Annotated in this window: 15 protein-coding genes; all 15 read left to right on the top strand. The window is 41.7% G+C overall.

The window, feature by feature from the left end; all coding sequences use genetic code 11:
* Nucleotides 1–99: 99 nt before the first annotated feature.
* Nucleotides 100–2,199 carry a TonB-dependent siderophore receptor gene (locus PTUN_RS17730; RefSeq protein ID WP_009838951.1) on the top strand — a complete coding sequence of 700 codons (2,100 nt, stop codon included), beginning with the start codon at nucleotides 100–102 and terminating at the stop codon, nucleotides 2,197–2,199.
* Between the two features lie 178 nt (nucleotides 2,200–2,377).
* Nucleotides 2,378–3,571 carry a hypothetical protein gene (locus PTUN_RS17735; protein ID WP_009838950.1) on the top strand — a complete coding sequence of 398 codons (1,194 nt, stop codon included), beginning with the start codon at nucleotides 2,378–2,380 and terminating at the stop codon, nucleotides 3,569–3,571.
* A 445-nt stretch (nucleotides 3,572–4,016) separates the two neighbouring features.
* Nucleotides 4,017–4,658, top strand: a complete 642-nt coding sequence (locus PTUN_RS17740) for a hypothetical protein (RefSeq protein WP_009838949.1) — start codon at nucleotides 4,017–4,019, stop codon at nucleotides 4,656–4,658.
* A 2-nt stretch (nucleotides 4,659–4,660) separates the two neighbouring features.
* Nucleotides 4,661–5,386 (top strand): ABC transporter ATP-binding protein, encoded by a 726-nt coding sequence (locus PTUN_RS17745; RefSeq protein ID WP_009838948.1) that lies wholly within the window; start codon nucleotides 4,661–4,663, stop codon nucleotides 5,384–5,386.
* Entirely contained in the window at nucleotides 5,374–6,591 is a 1,218-nt protein-coding gene (locus PTUN_RS17750; protein ID WP_009838947.1) for an ABC transporter permease, read from the top strand. Before PTUN_RS17745 ends, PTUN_RS17750 begins: the two co-directional genes overlap by 13 nt.
* Nucleotides 6,592–6,628: 37 nt before the next feature.
* A complete protein-coding gene (locus PTUN_RS17755) occupies nucleotides 6,629–7,393 on the top strand; it encodes an outer membrane lipoprotein-sorting protein (RefSeq protein ID WP_040643984.1) in 765 nt (254 codons plus the stop codon).
* Between the two features lie 64 nt (nucleotides 7,394–7,457).
* Nucleotides 7,458–8,240 carry a 4'-phosphopantetheinyl transferase family protein gene (locus PTUN_RS17760; RefSeq protein ID WP_009838945.1) on the top strand — a complete coding sequence of 261 codons (783 nt, stop codon included), beginning with the start codon at nucleotides 7,458–7,460 and terminating at the stop codon, nucleotides 8,238–8,240.
* Between the two features lie 1,040 nt (nucleotides 8,241–9,280).
* The gene (locus PTUN_RS17765) at nucleotides 9,281–9,538 is read left to right on the top strand and encodes a hypothetical protein (protein ID WP_009838944.1); all 258 of its coding nucleotides are present in this window, start codon (nucleotides 9,281–9,283) and stop codon (nucleotides 9,536–9,538) included.
* Between the two features lie 23 nt (nucleotides 9,539–9,561).
* The gene (locus PTUN_RS17770; RefSeq protein ID WP_009838943.1) at nucleotides 9,562–10,278 is read left to right on the top strand and encodes an SDR family NAD(P)-dependent oxidoreductase; all 717 of its coding nucleotides are present in this window, start codon (nucleotides 9,562–9,564) and stop codon (nucleotides 10,276–10,278) included.
* Nucleotides 10,279–10,360: 82 nt separating this feature from the next.
* Nucleotides 10,361–10,726 (top strand): hypothetical protein, encoded by a 366-nt coding sequence (locus tag PTUN_RS17775; protein ID WP_009838942.1) that lies wholly within the window; start codon nucleotides 10,361–10,363, stop codon nucleotides 10,724–10,726.
* A gap of 17 nt (nucleotides 10,727–10,743) precedes the next feature.
* Entirely contained in the window at nucleotides 10,744–11,880 is a 1,137-nt protein-coding gene (locus PTUN_RS17780) for a beta-ketoacyl-[acyl-carrier-protein] synthase family protein (protein ID WP_232285015.1), read from the top strand.
* Nucleotides 11,880–13,163: a beta-ketoacyl-[acyl-carrier-protein] synthase family protein gene (locus PTUN_RS17785; protein ID WP_009838940.1), complete on the top strand. Its 1,284-nt coding sequence runs from the start codon at nucleotides 11,880–11,882 to the stop codon at nucleotides 13,161–13,163. Before PTUN_RS17780 ends, PTUN_RS17785 begins: the two co-directional genes overlap by 1 nt.
* A gap of 6 nt (nucleotides 13,164–13,169) precedes the next feature.
* Nucleotides 13,170–14,624 (top strand): AMP-binding protein, encoded by a 1,455-nt coding sequence (locus PTUN_RS17790; protein WP_009838939.1) that lies wholly within the window; start codon nucleotides 13,170–13,172, stop codon nucleotides 14,622–14,624.
* A gap of 11 nt (nucleotides 14,625–14,635) precedes the next feature.
* The gene (locus PTUN_RS17795) at nucleotides 14,636–15,901 is read left to right on the top strand and encodes a phenylacetate--CoA ligase family protein (protein WP_009838938.1); all 1,266 of its coding nucleotides are present in this window, start codon (nucleotides 14,636–14,638) and stop codon (nucleotides 15,899–15,901) included.
* 13 nt (nucleotides 15,902–15,914) lie between these two features.
* Nucleotides 15,915–16,289: a hypothetical protein gene (locus tag PTUN_RS17800; protein WP_009838937.1), complete on the top strand. Its 375-nt coding sequence runs from the start codon at nucleotides 15,915–15,917 to the stop codon at nucleotides 16,287–16,289.
* The last annotated feature ends 4 nt before the right edge of the window (nucleotides 16,290–16,293 follow it).

Here is a 16,293-nt window from a genome sequence, read left to right on the forward strand (position 1 = left end):
TTAAAAAACAGCTTTCATAAACGCAAATGAGAATATATACTATTCGCGTTTCTATTTTGGTGTCAACCATTCGTTTTTTAATTTTGACTAGGAGGTCATTTGTTACTTAAATCTACTTTCAACATATCACTACTCACCCTTTCTCTTATTAGTTCATGGTGTTTAGCCGACGAAAAAAAAGTCAGTAATGATTTGGAAACCATTGAAATATACAGCAAAAGCTATCGTTCAACCGGTACAAAGTCAGGATTAACCCCGATTGAATCTCCGATGAGCTTTGAAGTGTATGACAATAAATTATTGCAACTGCGCCAAGTAGACAGCGTTAATGAAGCATTACGTTATGTACCTGGGGTGACACCAGAAAGCCGCGGGGTGGCGACCTTGTTCGACCAATATTCGATTCGCGGATTTGAAAGTTATCGCAATTATTATGATGGTTTACTGTTGCAGTACAACTTGGCTTATAACTTAGCGCCTCAAGTTGATGCTTTTGCCACCGAGAATGTTGAAGTACTCAAAGGCCCTACTTCGGTTTTATATGGCTCGGCACCGCCAGGTGGCATGGTTAATCAAACCGCTAAAATGCCACAGCAAATTAGTCAACATTTAGTGCGCGCACGTCTTGGTATAAACAATTTAGCTGAACTCGCACTTGATAGTACCGGCATGTTAACTGAGCAGGTCAATTATCGTTTTATTGCATTAGGGCGCAGGCGCGATGGCCAACAAAAAACAACTGAAGAGCAACGAACTATTATTGCTCCATCGGTCACGTTTGAAATCAGTGAAAAAACCAGTTTAAACCTAAATGTTTATTATCAAGATGACCCAAATATGCTGCCTTCATCCTCGCTACCAGGGCAAGGCACTGTTTACGCAGCCAGTTATGGCAAACTCGATGCCGATGCCTATGCGGGCGATAAAAATTGGACCATGTTTGAGCGGGAAGTCACCATGCTGGGCTTTAAACTCAATCATGAATTTAATGATAACAGCTCATTTTTACAAAACTTCCGTTATACCCTAGGTGATTCAACGCTACGTAATACTTACGGTAAAGGACTCGCCGATGGTGATAAAATTTATAAACGCAGTGCCTATCAAACCATTGAAGATATCGAAGGGTTTGTTGTCGATAATCAGTATGGCACTCATATAAGCACCGGAAAATTTAATCATAACCTATTAGTAGGCTTTGAATATCAAACCCTAGATTCGACATTTAACTACTCAGATACCTTTGGTAATAACACCCCCGCTATCGATTTATCTCAACCTGATTATACTTTATTTAATATTGACCAACTGCCCTTAGATACCTACCAGCAATTTAGCCGATTAGCACAACAGCAGCGTGGTTTTTATTTACAAGATGAGCTATCTCAAGATCAATTTACTGCCATTATTGGCTTACGCTACGACGATTTTACCAGCGTTAGTGAGGATGATGAAAGTGGCGATATAAGTGAAACTCATATCAATCAAAATGAACTGAGTATACGTTTAGCTGCTATTTACACTCTAGATAATGGCATCGCCCCTTATTTAAGTTATTCCGAATCATTTGAGCCAACAGCAGGCAAAGACTCCATCACTGGCAAAGCATTTAAACCAACAACTGCTAGCCAAATTGAGGCTGGAGTTAAATATCAAAATGACGCTGCCACAACGCGGATCACCGCCGCAATCTTTGATTTAAAGAAAAAAAATATGATCACCAGTACTCCCGATTTTATGAAAAAAACACAAAGCGGTGCAGTGCAATCAAAAGGCATTGAGCTAAGTATCTTTCAGCAAGTCAATGATTATATTGATATAACAGCTAACATGACCAAGCTTGATATTAGCGTAACCGAAAATCCAAACGACCCGAGTTTAATCGGCAAGACGCCAATCTGGGTTGCACAGCAGCAGGCTTCTTTATGGCTTAATTACTATTTTAGTCAAAATTTTGAGCTCAATGGCGGCCTGCGTTATGTTGGTGAAAGTCAACTTGATAAACATAATACGGATGTGATCCCCGGCTATACTCTGCTTGATTTTGCAGCGTCTTATGACTTCAGCGATCAATATCGACTGGGTTTAGCTGTCAGTAACCTCACAGATAAACGCTATGTTGGCAGCTGTGTTGATGTTAGGCGTTGTTGGATGGGTGCTGAGCGTAGTATCGAATTAACACTCAATGCATCGTTTTAATTAAACTGCTCTTTAGGCAACCTGCTACTAAATGGGTTTGCCTAAAGATTTAACCGCTCGTTCATCGGCCAAACAAACCGTTTATCGGGTAAAAATACACTTTATCACTTCCCCATGTATTGCTATTGGACTTTTCATACACTGCCTCATAGATAGTAAAAATTAGGGTCTCGTCGTTATGAACTATATTTTTTTGAGCTTACTACTTTGTTCGTTTTGCTCATTAGCAAGTACCAGTAATATCAGTGTGCGCAACCTCAATCAGCTGCAAAATAGTGCCAACAGCGTGCTGTTTGCCGCCGAAGATAGCCACAGCTACTTTTTTGCCTTAGATGCCGATTATGAAAATCAGGGGTTTCGTGTTGCCGCAACCGCTTGGCACGAAAAACGTGATGGCCAAGCCAGCGAGCATAAACTTGAACTCGCTGAGTTTTTATATGATTTTTCGATTGCAGATTGGCAACTCTCGCTGGGTAAAAAAAAGGTTGATTGGGGTGTCGGTTATGGCTTTCGCCCGCTTGATTTGTTCTCACCAATTGACCCTCTGGCTATCAATACTGCGGTTGCAGCGGGGACTTGGCAGTTAAGCGCAGATTGGTTTAGCAGCGATGGTACATGGACAACATTGTGCAACCAAAGCCAAGCATTTTACAAAGTAGCAGGGCAGCAACAAGATAAAAGTCTGGGCTGTGGTGCACGATATTATGGTTATTTTGATCAGTGGGAATTACAAGGTTTAGCGCATTACGACCAAGATATGAAACTGCGTTTTGGTGGCAGCGCATTAAGTGTTCTCAACGACAACCTTGAAGTACATGCCTCAATCCTGTGGCAACACACTTATTTAGGGGCACAATTTACGCCACCAGAGTTAACCGCAACCGAGTTTGTTAATCCGGTCGAATCGCTTTGGCAACAGGGTGCGCTCCAAAGTTTAATGGGCGTTAATTTTAGTACCTCATATGGGGTGACTTTGATTGCTGAATATTGGTTTGATGGCCGTTCGCCATCAAAAAACCAATGGAAAAATATGATAAAAGGCCTTGATGCCCAAGTTGCCACCCGCGCAAGCAATCCGCTTAGCCGCCATTATATTGCAGCGCAGCAGCAGTTGTTTTCGAGCCAAAATTTATTTAAAAATAACCTCATGCTTCATGCTCGTTATAGCTACAACAATTGGCGTCCTGAGCTCACGTTATTGCTCAACCCAGACGATTTAGGTTTATCGGTCAATGCCAAAATGAATTATATTTGGCCCAATGGCCACGCAGCGCAACTGGGCTTAAAGCGCTATTTAGGCCCAGCTGACAGTATTTATAAACAACTCGATTTTGATACCACAGCCTATGCAGGATTTACCTTGGTTTTCTAAAAGCCATCGACCTAGCGCACTTTTATAAGCCGGTTAATCATTTGATTAGCCGGCTTTTGCTTTTATAGCCAATGGATTTCAACATCCACGTAGGCGGCAAGCACCTCAACCCTCATCAGCATAGATTCTCTGCATGATTGAGGTGAAGGCGCGCGGCCAACACCCGTGATCTTCAAAGACAGCGGGTATATAGCCAAACATGAATACTCGACACTTCCATCTACGGCAACTTAAAACAGCCAAAGCGTTAAATTCTGAACACCTAAGCGGCATCGGCCAATCTCTGTTACTGCCATTTATCGCCATTATTGACAACTCATCCGCTAAAACGACAGTTTATCGCCTCGGCCAACACCGCTTGTCATTTCCCCTTATGCTTATTTCATCAAAAGAAATAACACCACAACAAAACGTGGTTTACATATAAATCAACTGGACACGAACAATGAAAAAACTAACAACCCTTTCAATTTTAACTGCTGCTATCAGCCTCTCTTTCGCCAGTGTTGCGGTTGAAATTCCAGAGCAAATTATTACGCAACACACTGCTGGCTTAAATGGCGATGCCAATGCCAATCAAAACGCGATTGATGCGTTACAAATTTTAGCTAAAGAAGACGCTACCGATGCAGTGTTATATTCGCTGTTAGGTAGTAGTGAAACAGCACAAGCACGTTATGTTGACCAACCTTGGCAAAAAATGAAATTTGCTGAAAAAGGCTTAGCGCATTTAGACAAATCACTCAATTTATTAAAACGCCCAGACACAGCACCGAATGTAACATTCCAAGTCACCACGACAGCGGCTTGCACCTTTATAAAAGTACCAAAAATGTTTAATCGTTTTGAGCAAGGTTACGGTTTAATTCAAGGTTTAGTCAGTGCACCAGGTTTTGCGTACGCGCCAGCCCGCGCCAAAGTCGGTGCTTATTTATGCGCGATTGAAGCGGCGACCGCAGCAAAAAATACCACACAAGCACTCGCCTTTATTGAACAAGTAAACAAGATTGCACCACAAGGTCCACACATTGCAGCGCTTGAAAAATTTAAAGCGCAAAACACTGAACTCGCACAAGCAGGAGAATAGCCATGTTACGCTTTGAAGAGTTAACTAAATCTTATTGTACTGCTCACAATCAGGTTCACGCTTTGAAAAGCGTACAAGGCCACATTGAAAAAGGAACGACCGTGGCGTTATGCGGTCCTTCTGGGAGCGGTAAATCAACGCTGCTTAATATCTGCGGCCTATTAGATCCTGAGTATCAAGGTAAAATTTACCTCGACAACGAGCTAGTACCGCACAATAAAAAAGCATTAACCCAACTACGCCGCGAAAAAATAGGCTTTATTTTTCAGCGTTATAACTTAATTCCGGTGATGACTGCGTTCGAAAATATAGAATATCCATTATTAATGTTGGGCATCAGCAAAAGCGAGCGTTACAAACGTGTAGCAAAAATGATTGAAGCCGTTGGTTTAGCAAAATTTGCCAAGCAACGTCCCGACCAATTATCCGGAGGTCAACAACAGCGTGTTGCGATTGCCCGCGCCTTAGTAAAAGAACCAGCACTCATTATTGCTGATGAACCAACAGCAAACCTTGATACTGAAACAGCACACTTAGTGATTGATTTAATGCGCACTTTAGGTAAACAACTCGGTTGCACCTTTTTAATTGCGACACACGATCACCGTATGACAGACCGCTGTGACCGAATTTTAACCTTAAGTGATGGCAACATTGTTGAGCAAACCACCACTCCTTTACACCCTGTTTCACACAACCACACTTCGGAGGCTTTATGCTTTGGTTAAACTATGCTTTTTTGAACGTTTTGCGTAATGGTCGCCGTTCATTTTTCACCATTTTAGTTACAGCAATTGCCATGACAGCCATTTTAACGAGTAGCGGTTTTGCATTATTTACTTACCACTCATTGGCTGAAAAAGCCGCGCGTGATGAAGGTAACATGACCATTAGCCACCCGAAGTTTTTTACCGATGAAGAAGATGCGCCAATGGAATTTGGTCTAGCCGGATTTGAAAGTATTCGTGACCAAATGCTCGCCGATGACGAAGTAAAAGCTGTGTTGCCCCGCATCAACTTTAATGGTTTGGTGTCGAACGGTGATAAAAGCGCTATTTTTATCGGTCTCGGTGTTGAAGCGCACGAATTTAGAGTCAAAGGGCCATTTTTGAATATGCTCGAAGGCAGCGCCTTATCAAGCTTTACTAATGAAACAGATTTACCACAAGTTGTCTTAGCGCAAGGTTTAGCCCGCAGCTTAAAGGTAAAAGTTGGTGACGTGATTACCTTACTCAGCACCACCACAGAAGGCGCATTAAATGCCTATGATTTTAGCGTAAAAGGAATTTATACCACTGGCGTACCAGACCTTGATAAACGCCAACTTTATATCGACATTGAAAATGCAAAATCACTGATTAATACAGACAAAGTGAGCAGCTTAGCAGTGTATTTATTCGATATTGAAAAAACGCAAAGCAAATTAAACGACTATGCGGCCCGTGATAGTTCACTGTTATTCACGCCTTGGTGGCAACGTGCATTTTACTATCAATCAGTACGTGATTTATATAATCGTATCTTTGGTTTACTCGGTTTCATTATGATTTTAGTAGTGTTTTTCTCTATCTCTAACACCATGGGCATGACAGTGGCTGAACGTACTCGTGAAATTGGCACTATTGCCGCAATGGGCAGCTACAAAAGCGAAATCATCCGTAACTTCGCTTTAGAGTCCTGCATTATTGGCCTGATGGGTGCGGCGTTAGGTGTGGTGTTATCGGGTGTCACGACTTGGGCATTACTGGTTTTTGGTTTAGAGATGCCACCACCACCAGGTAGCAGCCAAGGTTACCCGTTAATGATTGAGTTCTCATGGCCACTTGCCATTGCCACCAGCTTAATTTTAACCGTGATTTGTATGTTAGCAGCTTTAAAAGCAGCGAATACTGGTTGTAATAAAAATATTACGGATGCATTGGCTCATGTTTAACCATGCGCCAACCTCCCTCAAATCAAAGGATCATATTATGTTTTTCAGTCATTTAAATAAAAAAATACGCCTAAGCACCTTACTCACAATCGGTCTATTAAGTATCGGCACATTAGAAGCAGCACCGCTTGATACATTGCAAATTTTAGAAAAAGCAGAACAGTATCGCGTTAAAAACGAATCTGCGGTTATTAACTGTGAGGTCGAAGTTTTTAAAGCCGAACAACTACAAAAAACCCGCCTTTACAAAGTATTTGCAGGTACGCAAGAGCGCTCATTGGTGGTGTTTCAATCACCAGCCGATGCAGGACAAAAAGTATTAATGAAAGGCAAAGATTTTTGGATGTTTATGCCGAAAAGCCGCCGCCCAATTCGTATTACCCCAATGCAAAAACTACTCGGTGATGCAGCGCTCGGTGATATTGCAACATTAAGCTGGAGCAAACAATATCAAGTGACCGCGCAGCAACAAACTGATTCAACGCTTCATTTTACCCTTGAAGCAAAAACTGATGCCGCCAGCTACCAAAAAATTGAGCTAACCCTTAATAGCCAAGACTCATTTCCGATTAGCGCCGATTTATACCTGCGCTCTGGCATGTTAGCTAAAACCGCCACCTTTACCCGAGGCGAACGTGATGGCGAAACTCGTGTAGTAGCAATGACCTTACAAGATCAAATGAAAACCGATAATAAAACCGTAATTCATTATCGCCAAACCCAAGCGATGGAAATACCCGAGAAACTGTTTAATCCACAAATTTTAATTCGCAGCGACCTAGAGCAGTTACTTGCTGAATAATTTAAAAAACGGGTTAGCGGCTTTGCTGCTAGCCCTAAAAAGCCCACACTAAGAGTGTAAAAACATGAATAACACCTTGTCTTTAAATAAAAACCAAGTGGATGTTTGGCAAGCATTTCCAATGCAATTGCAAGACCCAAGTACACTCGCGCAGTTGCAAAGTTTAGTCACGGTTGAAGAGCATCAAACCATTTTACAATGCAAACGCCCACTTGAACGCCATACCAAATTAGTAACGCGTGCATTGGCTCGCTATGCTTTAGCGAAGTACCTCACGGTTGACCCATTAGAAATTGTATTTAAGAAGTCTCTACATGGTAAACCCAGCATTGCGTCACCTGAGTGTGAGTTATCGTTTAATCTCTCACATAGCGCAGATTTTGTAATGTGTGCCATTACTAAACAAGCTCAAATTGGTATCGATGTCGAAAAAATCAGATATAAACCTTCATTACTCAAAATGGGTGAAACGGTTTTTAACCAGCAAGAACTAACTGATATCGCAAGTTTCACTGGCCCAGCACAGCATCGTCGCTTCTTCGATTACTGGACATTAAAAGAGTCTTTTGTCAAAGCAACTGGCGCAGGGTTAACCACACCATTACAGTCGATTACTTGTCAGCCAGGTCATATAAAGGCGCAACTACAGTTGGCGACTGAATTTATCGACCGCGATAAACATTGGCAATGTTATCTTTGGCCAATCAGCCAGCAACATCGTTTAGCGATTACATTAGATAAACAACACCCTGAACCGACCGATATTAGGTGCTTTCACTTTTTCCCGGCAACATCGAACACTCTTTTTGACGTTGCTCCATCCGAGCCTCTCCCTCTGAGCGCGTAACAGCGCTCTTCAATTATTAAACTGGCTTCAAACCTAAACTATACTCAGTTTACTCATAACTGAGCTAACAATTTAAGCCTAACCTTAGACTTTAACACTCCCTGCAAACTTCATCACCAAGCCAATCAAAACCTCAAAACTGGATCATAAATCTATCTAAGGCAACTAAGTTTAACGTTAAGGTATTGGTTTAACTTGCATGTTCCCTTAACACTATCTAGCTAGAGAGAACATTTGATATTTAGCTTTAATTCAGAAACTTAGAAATTACCTTACCCAGAACAAAGTGAGCTATTAAAGCCATTAAATAAAATCCGTCTTAAATCATTCTTTCTCGAACAAGATAATGTCATTGATAACAAGATAAATTGAATCGCCAAGAGCAAGGCTATGGCGAATTAATGCACAGAGCAGGCTCATAGCTAAAAACAAAAATCTTGACCATCACAAGACATTAAATTTAGCGGCTTATTGTTCGAAAAAAAGCAAAAGAATACCTTCGTTTTTGCGATTTTAACATCCTAAATTAGCTATAAAAACAACATACGATACATCAAAGTTCACCCCTAAAAACAAAATATAATGTTGTAGTTCTGGTGATATTTTTAGGTGGCCAGTTCAAGCAATACAAACCTGACTTTATCCATCAGTTAGCCTGTATTTTTTCGTATCCTCGATTTTGGTAAATAAAAATCATAGCCATACGACCCATTCAACTTAAAAACAATCCATATCTTTTTACCATAGCCAAATACCCGCTTTTGATTGATGCCGTTTTCTTTCTTTAATTGATAACTCGGTCAGTTCTGCCCTTATTTCACGATAAAAGTCCCTAAAAACACTCATAAAAAGCACATAAAAACATTTGGTTTTTCTGAGTGACAACTCAAGTTATTGATATTTAACAGTTATAAAAACAACAGTAAAGCAGGGGGTTTTCGCAAGGACTTCATACTTTCTCACACCAACAATGCAATCACTCCCAGCGAAAACAACAATACGCTGGCTAACCTAACAATAAGATAAAACAGGATTGCACAATGAAATTAACTACTTTGACTTCGGCAAAAACAACACTAACAGCCACGTTACTTTTAAGCGCAGTAATTACTTTTACACCTATTAATAGCGCACAAGCAGACGAGTCAACAGCAACAACAACCACTCAAAACAGTTATGTATGTGACCCATTCCCTGAGTGTAACGAGCGCCCAACTGCAGATAAAAAGAATGAACCACAACCAGCTAATTTCATTGACGTACTCATCCAAAAATTAATTAAAGAATTGAAAAAATAACAACAATTTATAGGAACTAAAAAATGAAAGCACTTGTAATCGGCGGTACATCCGCCATTGGTGAAGGCATCATCAAACAATTAATTGCCAATCAATTTACCGTTGAATTTACCTATAACAGTAATTCAGACAAAGCTGACACCTTGTGTGCCGCAATGGGGACTCAATGTACTGCTAAACAACTTAATTTAGCCGATGCACAAGCCGTTAACGCCTTCACAGCTGCTTTAACGAGTGCAGATACACCTGATGTGCTAATCAACGTAGCAGGGATCACCCATGATGCCTTGTCTTTAGGTGATGTAGGTGCGGCACTGGCACACGTACATACCGTTAATTTTCTATCACCAGCGACAATTTGTAGCAAAGTTGCTCAATTAATGATGGAAAAACGCCAAGGCTCGATTATCAATATCAGCTCAATTGCGGCTAAATTTCCTCGCCCTGGCAATGCTGCCTATGGTAGCGCAAAAGCAGCATTAGAGCGCTTTACTGCCACATTAACCCTAGAAATAGCCCGCTTTAAAGTGCGTACTTTATGTATTGCCCCAGCCTTTGTTGATACCCCGATGTTTCAGCAATTTGCCCAAGGTCGAGAAAAAGAAATTCTAAAAGCATTACCACTGCGAGAAGTGCTCAAAGTGGAAGATGTTGCCAATACTGCGATGGCGTTCATCCGCGGAGACATCAAAACCACAGGTATCACATTAGCACTGACCAATGGTCAACCCGTTTTATAACAACAACTTAAAACTTAAAACTTAAAACTTAAAACTTAAAACTTAAAACTTAAAACTTAAAACTTAAATAAGGTAAAAAACTATGAACACTCAATCAATCGCTACTATTGCTGCAAACGTTATGTATATCGACGACATCAGTGAAATCGAATTTTCACGCTCACTTTTTAATGATTACTCAATGTCATCATTAGATTTTGTTGATTTTGCCTTCGAACTAAAAAGTGAATCAGCAAAAGATTTTACCCCAGACCAATTATGGCCAATCAACTCAATGATGGATAACCCTGAGTTTTATCAAGCTGGTCAGTGGACTGAAGCAGGTAAAGCGCAATTAACAACTATTTTTGAAGGCTTTCACCCTATCACAGATGACCAATTAAGCGCCGAAGCACTGCATAACCTTTTCAGTGTTGATTATGTGCAACATCGCCTAGCGCAAATCTAATTAATGATGGGAGTTCGATGATGAATCCAGTTTATATCAGAGCGACCGGGATCCACACAGAACAATATCAAGATTTAAATGCTTTAAATGCGGCGTTCCTTGCGCCGCCAAAGCAAATTGATTTGTCTGATGTTGATATCTACCAAGCAGCCAATCTCAAGCTAAATCAGCTTGAGCGCCACGCGATTGCCCGGGAAGACCGCTCAATTTTAAATGATTTAGCCACCAGCATTTTAAATGCCAGTGGCGACATGCTAAGCCATGCCAACAAACTTGCGGGTCTAGATAACGCAGAAGCGACTCCACTTTATGCCGGTACCGATGGCGTGGCTGAATATAGCTTTAGTGCACTGAGCAAACTCATTGACCGTTTTGGTGATGCCAATACCGCAATGAAAAATCTTGGAATACTGAGCGGCATGACAAATCCAATCAATATGATGCGATTTTTATCTACTAACCCGCTTTATCACGCCTCCAAGCGCATGGGCTTAAGGGGCGGCGGCTACCCAATTCGCGGCATGTCATTATCAGGCTTATATGCCATTGAAGATGCAATGTCAGATATTGCAGCCAACAGGGCGCAGCAAGGTGTTGTAGTAGCAGCAGCCAGTATGCGTAATTTTGATTCGTTAGTAATTTTTGGCAAGTTAGGCCTGTTAGACCCACAAAGCGAAGCGGGCACGGTTAATCCATCATACGGTTCTGCGGTTTTACTGCTTGATAACCTAACTGAGGGTGACAACGCCTTAGCGCAAGTTTTGCGAGTGTCGAGCCGTTATAACGCCGCGCCATTTCCAAGCGAACAAGATTGGACTTCGTTATTACAAGATGTAGCAGTAAATGGCATTACACCAGATGTGATTGTGACTTATTGCAATGGCGTTAAAAGCAATGATGCCAATGAACTTGCAGCTATTGAGTCGGTATTTCCAAATACACCACAACATAACTACAAATCGTTATTTGGCTATACCAGTAAAGCAAATAATGCCTTGGACTTAGTGACGGCTCTCAGTGATCCGGCAATTCCAACCGGTGCAACTGTATTAATCAACGGCGCAGGTTTTGGCGTAGGGATTGGATACATAGTGATTAAGAAGTTACGCCACAATTCCTTACCAATGAATCCATCAACTTTGGAGGCTCAATAATGAATAACAATATTTGTATTAGTGCTTACGGCGCAGTGACACCGCTTGGCCATACATTAGATGAAATTAGCCATCATTTACAGCATGGTATTTCGGGCATTCGTGCAATTAAAAAATTTGATACCAGTACCTACCATACAAAATGGGCAGGTGTGCCTCACCTTGGTAATGACAATATTCATTGGCCGAAAGCATCTAAACGCGCCAGCAGACCAGGAGAATTACTTTATGCGGATGTCGCAACCGAGCAATTGCTGTCGCAATATAATCCGCTAGCGAATTACGATCCTAGCCGTATTGGCTGCATTATTGGTGTTGATGAACCATCAATTGACCCTGAACGCTGTGTTGAATTAACTAACATGGTTGGTAGTGATGACATTAATAACCGCGAAAAAGTAGTGGCCAAAGCGACCGAATATTTCAGAGTATCTGAAATGATAGACCTCGATGTTAGCTCAGTGATCCGCACTATTCAGCGTCGAATTCCATTTACTGGTTATACCCGTTGCCATGTCGGTTTATGCTCTGCTTCACTACAAGCATTAGGTATGGCTCGCCAGGCAATTTTAGATGGCAAAGCTGATGCAATGATTGTTGGCGGCGTATCTGCAAAAATTACTCCGTTTAACTTAGCGCAACTAGAAGCTGTTGGTGCTGTCTGTGTTGACCCATTACTGGCAGGCACCGAACGTTCACGCCCATTTGATATCCGTCGTTCAGGTTTTATGCCTGCCGAAGGTTCAGTGTTATTTATTTTAGAAAAAGAAACTGTAGTTAATGCTCGTAATGGCAATAATTTATGCCGAATTATGGGATACGGCGCAAGCTTAGCTGCTCAGCATATTGTGGCACCGCACACCGAAGGACGCGAAATGCGTTTATGTATGGAACGTGCAATGAAAGAAGCTGATTTACCTTTAGATCAGTATTCGTTCATCAATGCACATGGTACCTCAACTAAGTTAAATGATTTACACGAAACCACCGTGCTTAGAGAAATCTTTGGCGAAGGAAACGTACCACCTGTTACCTCAACTAAATCAATGCATGGCCATTTAATTGCTGCTGCCGGTGCGATGGAAGTATTAGGCGTTATCGCTTCATTTCGTGATGATTTTATTCCCGCGGTTACCAATCTAGAGCAGCAAGATCCGGCTATAAAAGTGCCTGTAGTTGCTAAAACGCAGTACACAAAATCAAAAAATGTGCTCAAAAACTCGTTTGGTATGGGTGGCTTGGCAGCTTCTTTGGTTTTACAAAATCCAGCAATGCTTGGTTAAGGATGCATGATGCGCTTTATTGATTTCCTTCATCAGCAAGCCAGTTGGTCTGCGCAATATAAAGAATGTGTGCTTAACGCACAGGCGGTTGCAGCTGTTTTATCTGAGTTAGAAAAAAGCGAACTTGCATCTGTCGATAAGAAAAAACTCCATGTTTTTTGTACATTTACGCCTATTCAAACCTTAATGGCTTATTTTGTTGCATCTCATTTTGGCTTAATGGTTGCAATTGTATCCCCCAGAGGGCTACAAAAACTATTAGATGGTCTCGAACCTGCACTTTTAGGTCCGATGATTATTCCCAACGGCCATCAGAGTCCAAACCGCTTTTGGAGCGGTGAAGTACTCAAAATAGATCTAGAAATATCCACACCTTGTTTTGGCAATATAAATTTAAATAGCTCGACAGAAAGTGCGCGTTTTATTTTTTGCACCTCAGGGACAACAGGTAAAGCTAAACGCGTTATTCACAACGAGCAAACGCTAATTGCCAATGCCAAAGTGGTGGCCAATTACTTACAACTTGAGCGAGATGACCACACTTATTGCGTTTTTCCACTGCAATTTATGTATGGCTTATCAAGTACGCTCTGTACGTTATGGTCTGATAGTCATATCAGCTATGGCGAATTTGTCATGCCAAGTTTAGTGGCAAGTTATGTTCAACAACATCAGGTCACTGTGCTGCCACTGCTCGGAGATTGGAGCACCGAGCTTAAAGATACTTGGCAAATAAACCAGTTTGACAGTAAACGATTAATTTTAATCAATGCTTCAGACCGGTTAATCAACCAGCAAGCTGCTGATTTATTACCTTGGGCAAGCCAGTTTTGGAATAACTTAGGACAAACGGAGTCCGCTCCTCGCTTATTTGCGGTTGAACTTGTTGCCCGCAACAACTTAGAGGCCATGACATTTAAAGGCACAATTGCAGCGGGTTACCCCGTTGACCCCGCTATAAAATGCCGCTTAAAAAATGTTGAAAATGGCATTGGCTCTTTGTGGTATCACACCCCTTACGCCATGGAAGGTTACCTGCAAGATGATGGTTCTATTATTCAACCATCACGCTGGATAAATAGTGGCGATTTATTTTATCAAGGCAGCGATCACTTATGGTACTGGGTTGGCCGTAATAGTCACACCATCAAAGTAAATGGCGAGCTCGTGCCTCTTAATTCAGTTACCAATCAACTATTAATGCAAAAAGGCGTATCTGGTGTTGGTTATGTGACGAATAAAAAAGGCGATTTATGTGCCTTTGTTGAATCACAAAGCCAATGTGAAAATTTTCGCTCGATGCTCACAAATATGATGACCGAAACACTGCGAGGTAAACGTTCGCAGGTGCGTTTTATCAACAAACTACCAAGAACTGAAAACGGCAAAGTCGATTTCTCACTACTACACCTTAATCAAACCGATTCGGTTGTGGCCCAAGCGCTACAAACAACCCATTAGAGTTAACAAATATGACTATCTCAATCGAAAAACCAGTACCAGCGATAGCTGAAAAAACCGTCGATATCCAACATACACCGTTTGATGCCGATAAAATTCAAGCAATTGTCGACAAACTTTGGGCTTTAAAAAGCAACAATACAGAAGCGGCACCCAAAATCAGTTCATATGATGAGTTTGCAGCTCTGGTTCCGACCATGAATGGTAGCCAATATACTGAGCTGGCCCAACAGGCATTTAAGCAACATACAGAAGTACCTGTCTTAATTGGCGGTTCAAGTGGCACAACTGGGCCAAGCAAGCTCATTTTGGAGCGCACCAATACACCCGGAAGCCGTCCAAGTGAAGATGACATTCAACTTATTACTGAGCTGCGCATGGCGGGCGCGCTTAATCCTGGCGATGTAGTGGTCAACCTTTTTATGGTTGGCATGTATTCTTTGCTACACCAAGGGTTTAACCGAATTTTAGAAGCATGTTATTGCTCAGTGATCCCTCTTGGCTCGCTCAATACCGATCATCTCCATAATCAACTGACATTTATGGCAAACGCAGAGGTGAATGTATTAGTTGGCACTCCTGGCACTTTGATTCAAATGGCTAATGCAGTCAAAGACAGTGGTATCACCTTAAATATTAAACGCATTTTATTTACTGGCGAGTGCATGGGTGAAGCAAAAGCGAATGTATTAAAAGCTATTTTTCCAGGTGTGCGCATTATTGGCTGTTACGGTTTATCTGAATGTGGTTTTGTCGCGGTAGAGCAATTTAACGGAAAATACCAAGTACGTGATTATGCTTACTTCCTTGAAAAAAGCGCACAAGGTCGTCTGTTAGTTACTAGCTTAAATCCAAACTTGCCAACACCTGTTGTACGCTATGACACTGGTGATCAATTTAACTTTATCTCATTGGCTAATAAGATTTTTTTAGACAATTTAGATAGAGCTGATAACAGCTTTAACTTCATTGGTAATTTAATTAAATGCAGCACCATCACCACACTTGCGAGTGAGTTTTTAGCGCAAAAAGACGTTTTAATTGAAGTTGCTCTCGATACCGATGAGCAAGGGCGGGATAACTTGGTGATCACCTTGTTAGTTGATGGCCTCAGCCTGGCACAATGCCAAACCTTTGAAGCACAGCTATGCCAATTAGAAGACTTTCGCGAAGCGCTTGATAAACGCGCAGGTACTGTCTCTGTCGTTTGTGCGCCACCACAAGCAGCCACACTATCAGAACGCAACAAACATCGCACCATAGTCGATCGCCGCTAATTTAGGAACCAAGATGAACAGTCAATTTTTAGATATTTGTGGCCCACTTGCATTCAACGAGGCAGGCCAAGCAACAGGTTCGCTTCGGTTAGATAAATACCAAGGCAACATGCAGCTTACTGCCGATGCGTTATTACTCGAAGGTATTCACCAAAGTGCCGTGCGTTTGGGCCGAACCGTTATCCCCAACGCCAAACAAGCACAGGCTCGAGTATTGCCCGTGTGCATCAAATCATTTCAAGCATTTGCCAATATTGAGCTTGCTCATTATGACGTACATTGCTGCGCGGAACCCTTTGGCCATAGCGCTAGAGTCAAAATAAACGTGTTTGATCAACGTGATAACACCCCTTTAGCCAATGCCGAAATTACAGTGGCTTTATTATGAAGGA

Source organism: Pseudoalteromonas tunicata (assembly GCF_002310815.1).
Taxonomy (GTDB): domain Bacteria; phylum Pseudomonadota; class Gammaproteobacteria; order Enterobacterales; family Alteromonadaceae; genus Pseudoalteromonas; species Pseudoalteromonas tunicata.

Excerpts from the sequence above, each read along its gene's own strand:
- PTUN_RS17735 (WP_009838950.1), top strand. The coding sequence starts at position 2,378 with ATGAACTATATTTTTTTGAGCTTACTACTTTGTTCGTTTTGCTCATTA.
- PTUN_RS17740 (WP_009838949.1), top strand. The coding sequence starts at position 4,017 with ATGAAAAAACTAACAACCCTTTCAATTTTAACTGCTGCTATCAGCCTC.
- PTUN_RS17745 (WP_009838948.1), top strand. The coding sequence starts at position 4,661 with ATGTTACGCTTTGAAGAGTTAACTAAATCTTATTGTACTGCTCACAAT.
- PTUN_RS17750 (WP_009838947.1), top strand. The coding sequence starts at position 5,374 with ATGCTTTGGTTAAACTATGCTTTTTTGAACGTTTTGCGTAATGGTCGC.
- PTUN_RS17755 (WP_040643984.1), top strand. The coding sequence starts at position 6,629 with ATGTTTTTCAGTCATTTAAATAAAAAAATACGCCTAAGCACCTTACTC.
- PTUN_RS17760 (WP_009838945.1), top strand. The coding sequence starts at position 7,458 with ATGAATAACACCTTGTCTTTAAATAAAAACCAAGTGGATGTTTGGCAA.
- PTUN_RS17765 (WP_009838944.1), top strand. The coding sequence starts at position 9,281 with ATGAAATTAACTACTTTGACTTCGGCAAAAACAACACTAACAGCCACG.
- PTUN_RS17770 (WP_009838943.1), top strand. The coding sequence starts at position 9,562 with ATGAAAGCACTTGTAATCGGCGGTACATCCGCCATTGGTGAAGGCATC.
- PTUN_RS17775 (WP_009838942.1), top strand. The coding sequence starts at position 10,361 with ATGAACACTCAATCAATCGCTACTATTGCTGCAAACGTTATGTATATC.
- PTUN_RS17780 (WP_232285015.1), top strand. The coding sequence starts at position 10,744 with ATGATGAATCCAGTTTATATCAGAGCGACCGGGATCCACACAGAACAA.
- PTUN_RS17785 (WP_009838940.1), top strand. The coding sequence starts at position 11,880 with ATGAATAACAATATTTGTATTAGTGCTTACGGCGCAGTGACACCGCTT.
- PTUN_RS17790 (WP_009838939.1), top strand. The coding sequence starts at position 13,170 with ATGATGCGCTTTATTGATTTCCTTCATCAGCAAGCCAGTTGGTCTGCG.
- PTUN_RS17795 (WP_009838938.1), top strand. The coding sequence starts at position 14,636 with ATGACTATCTCAATCGAAAAACCAGTACCAGCGATAGCTGAAAAAACC.
- PTUN_RS17800 (WP_009838937.1), top strand. The coding sequence starts at position 15,915 with ATGAACAGTCAATTTTTAGATATTTGTGGCCCACTTGCATTCAACGAG.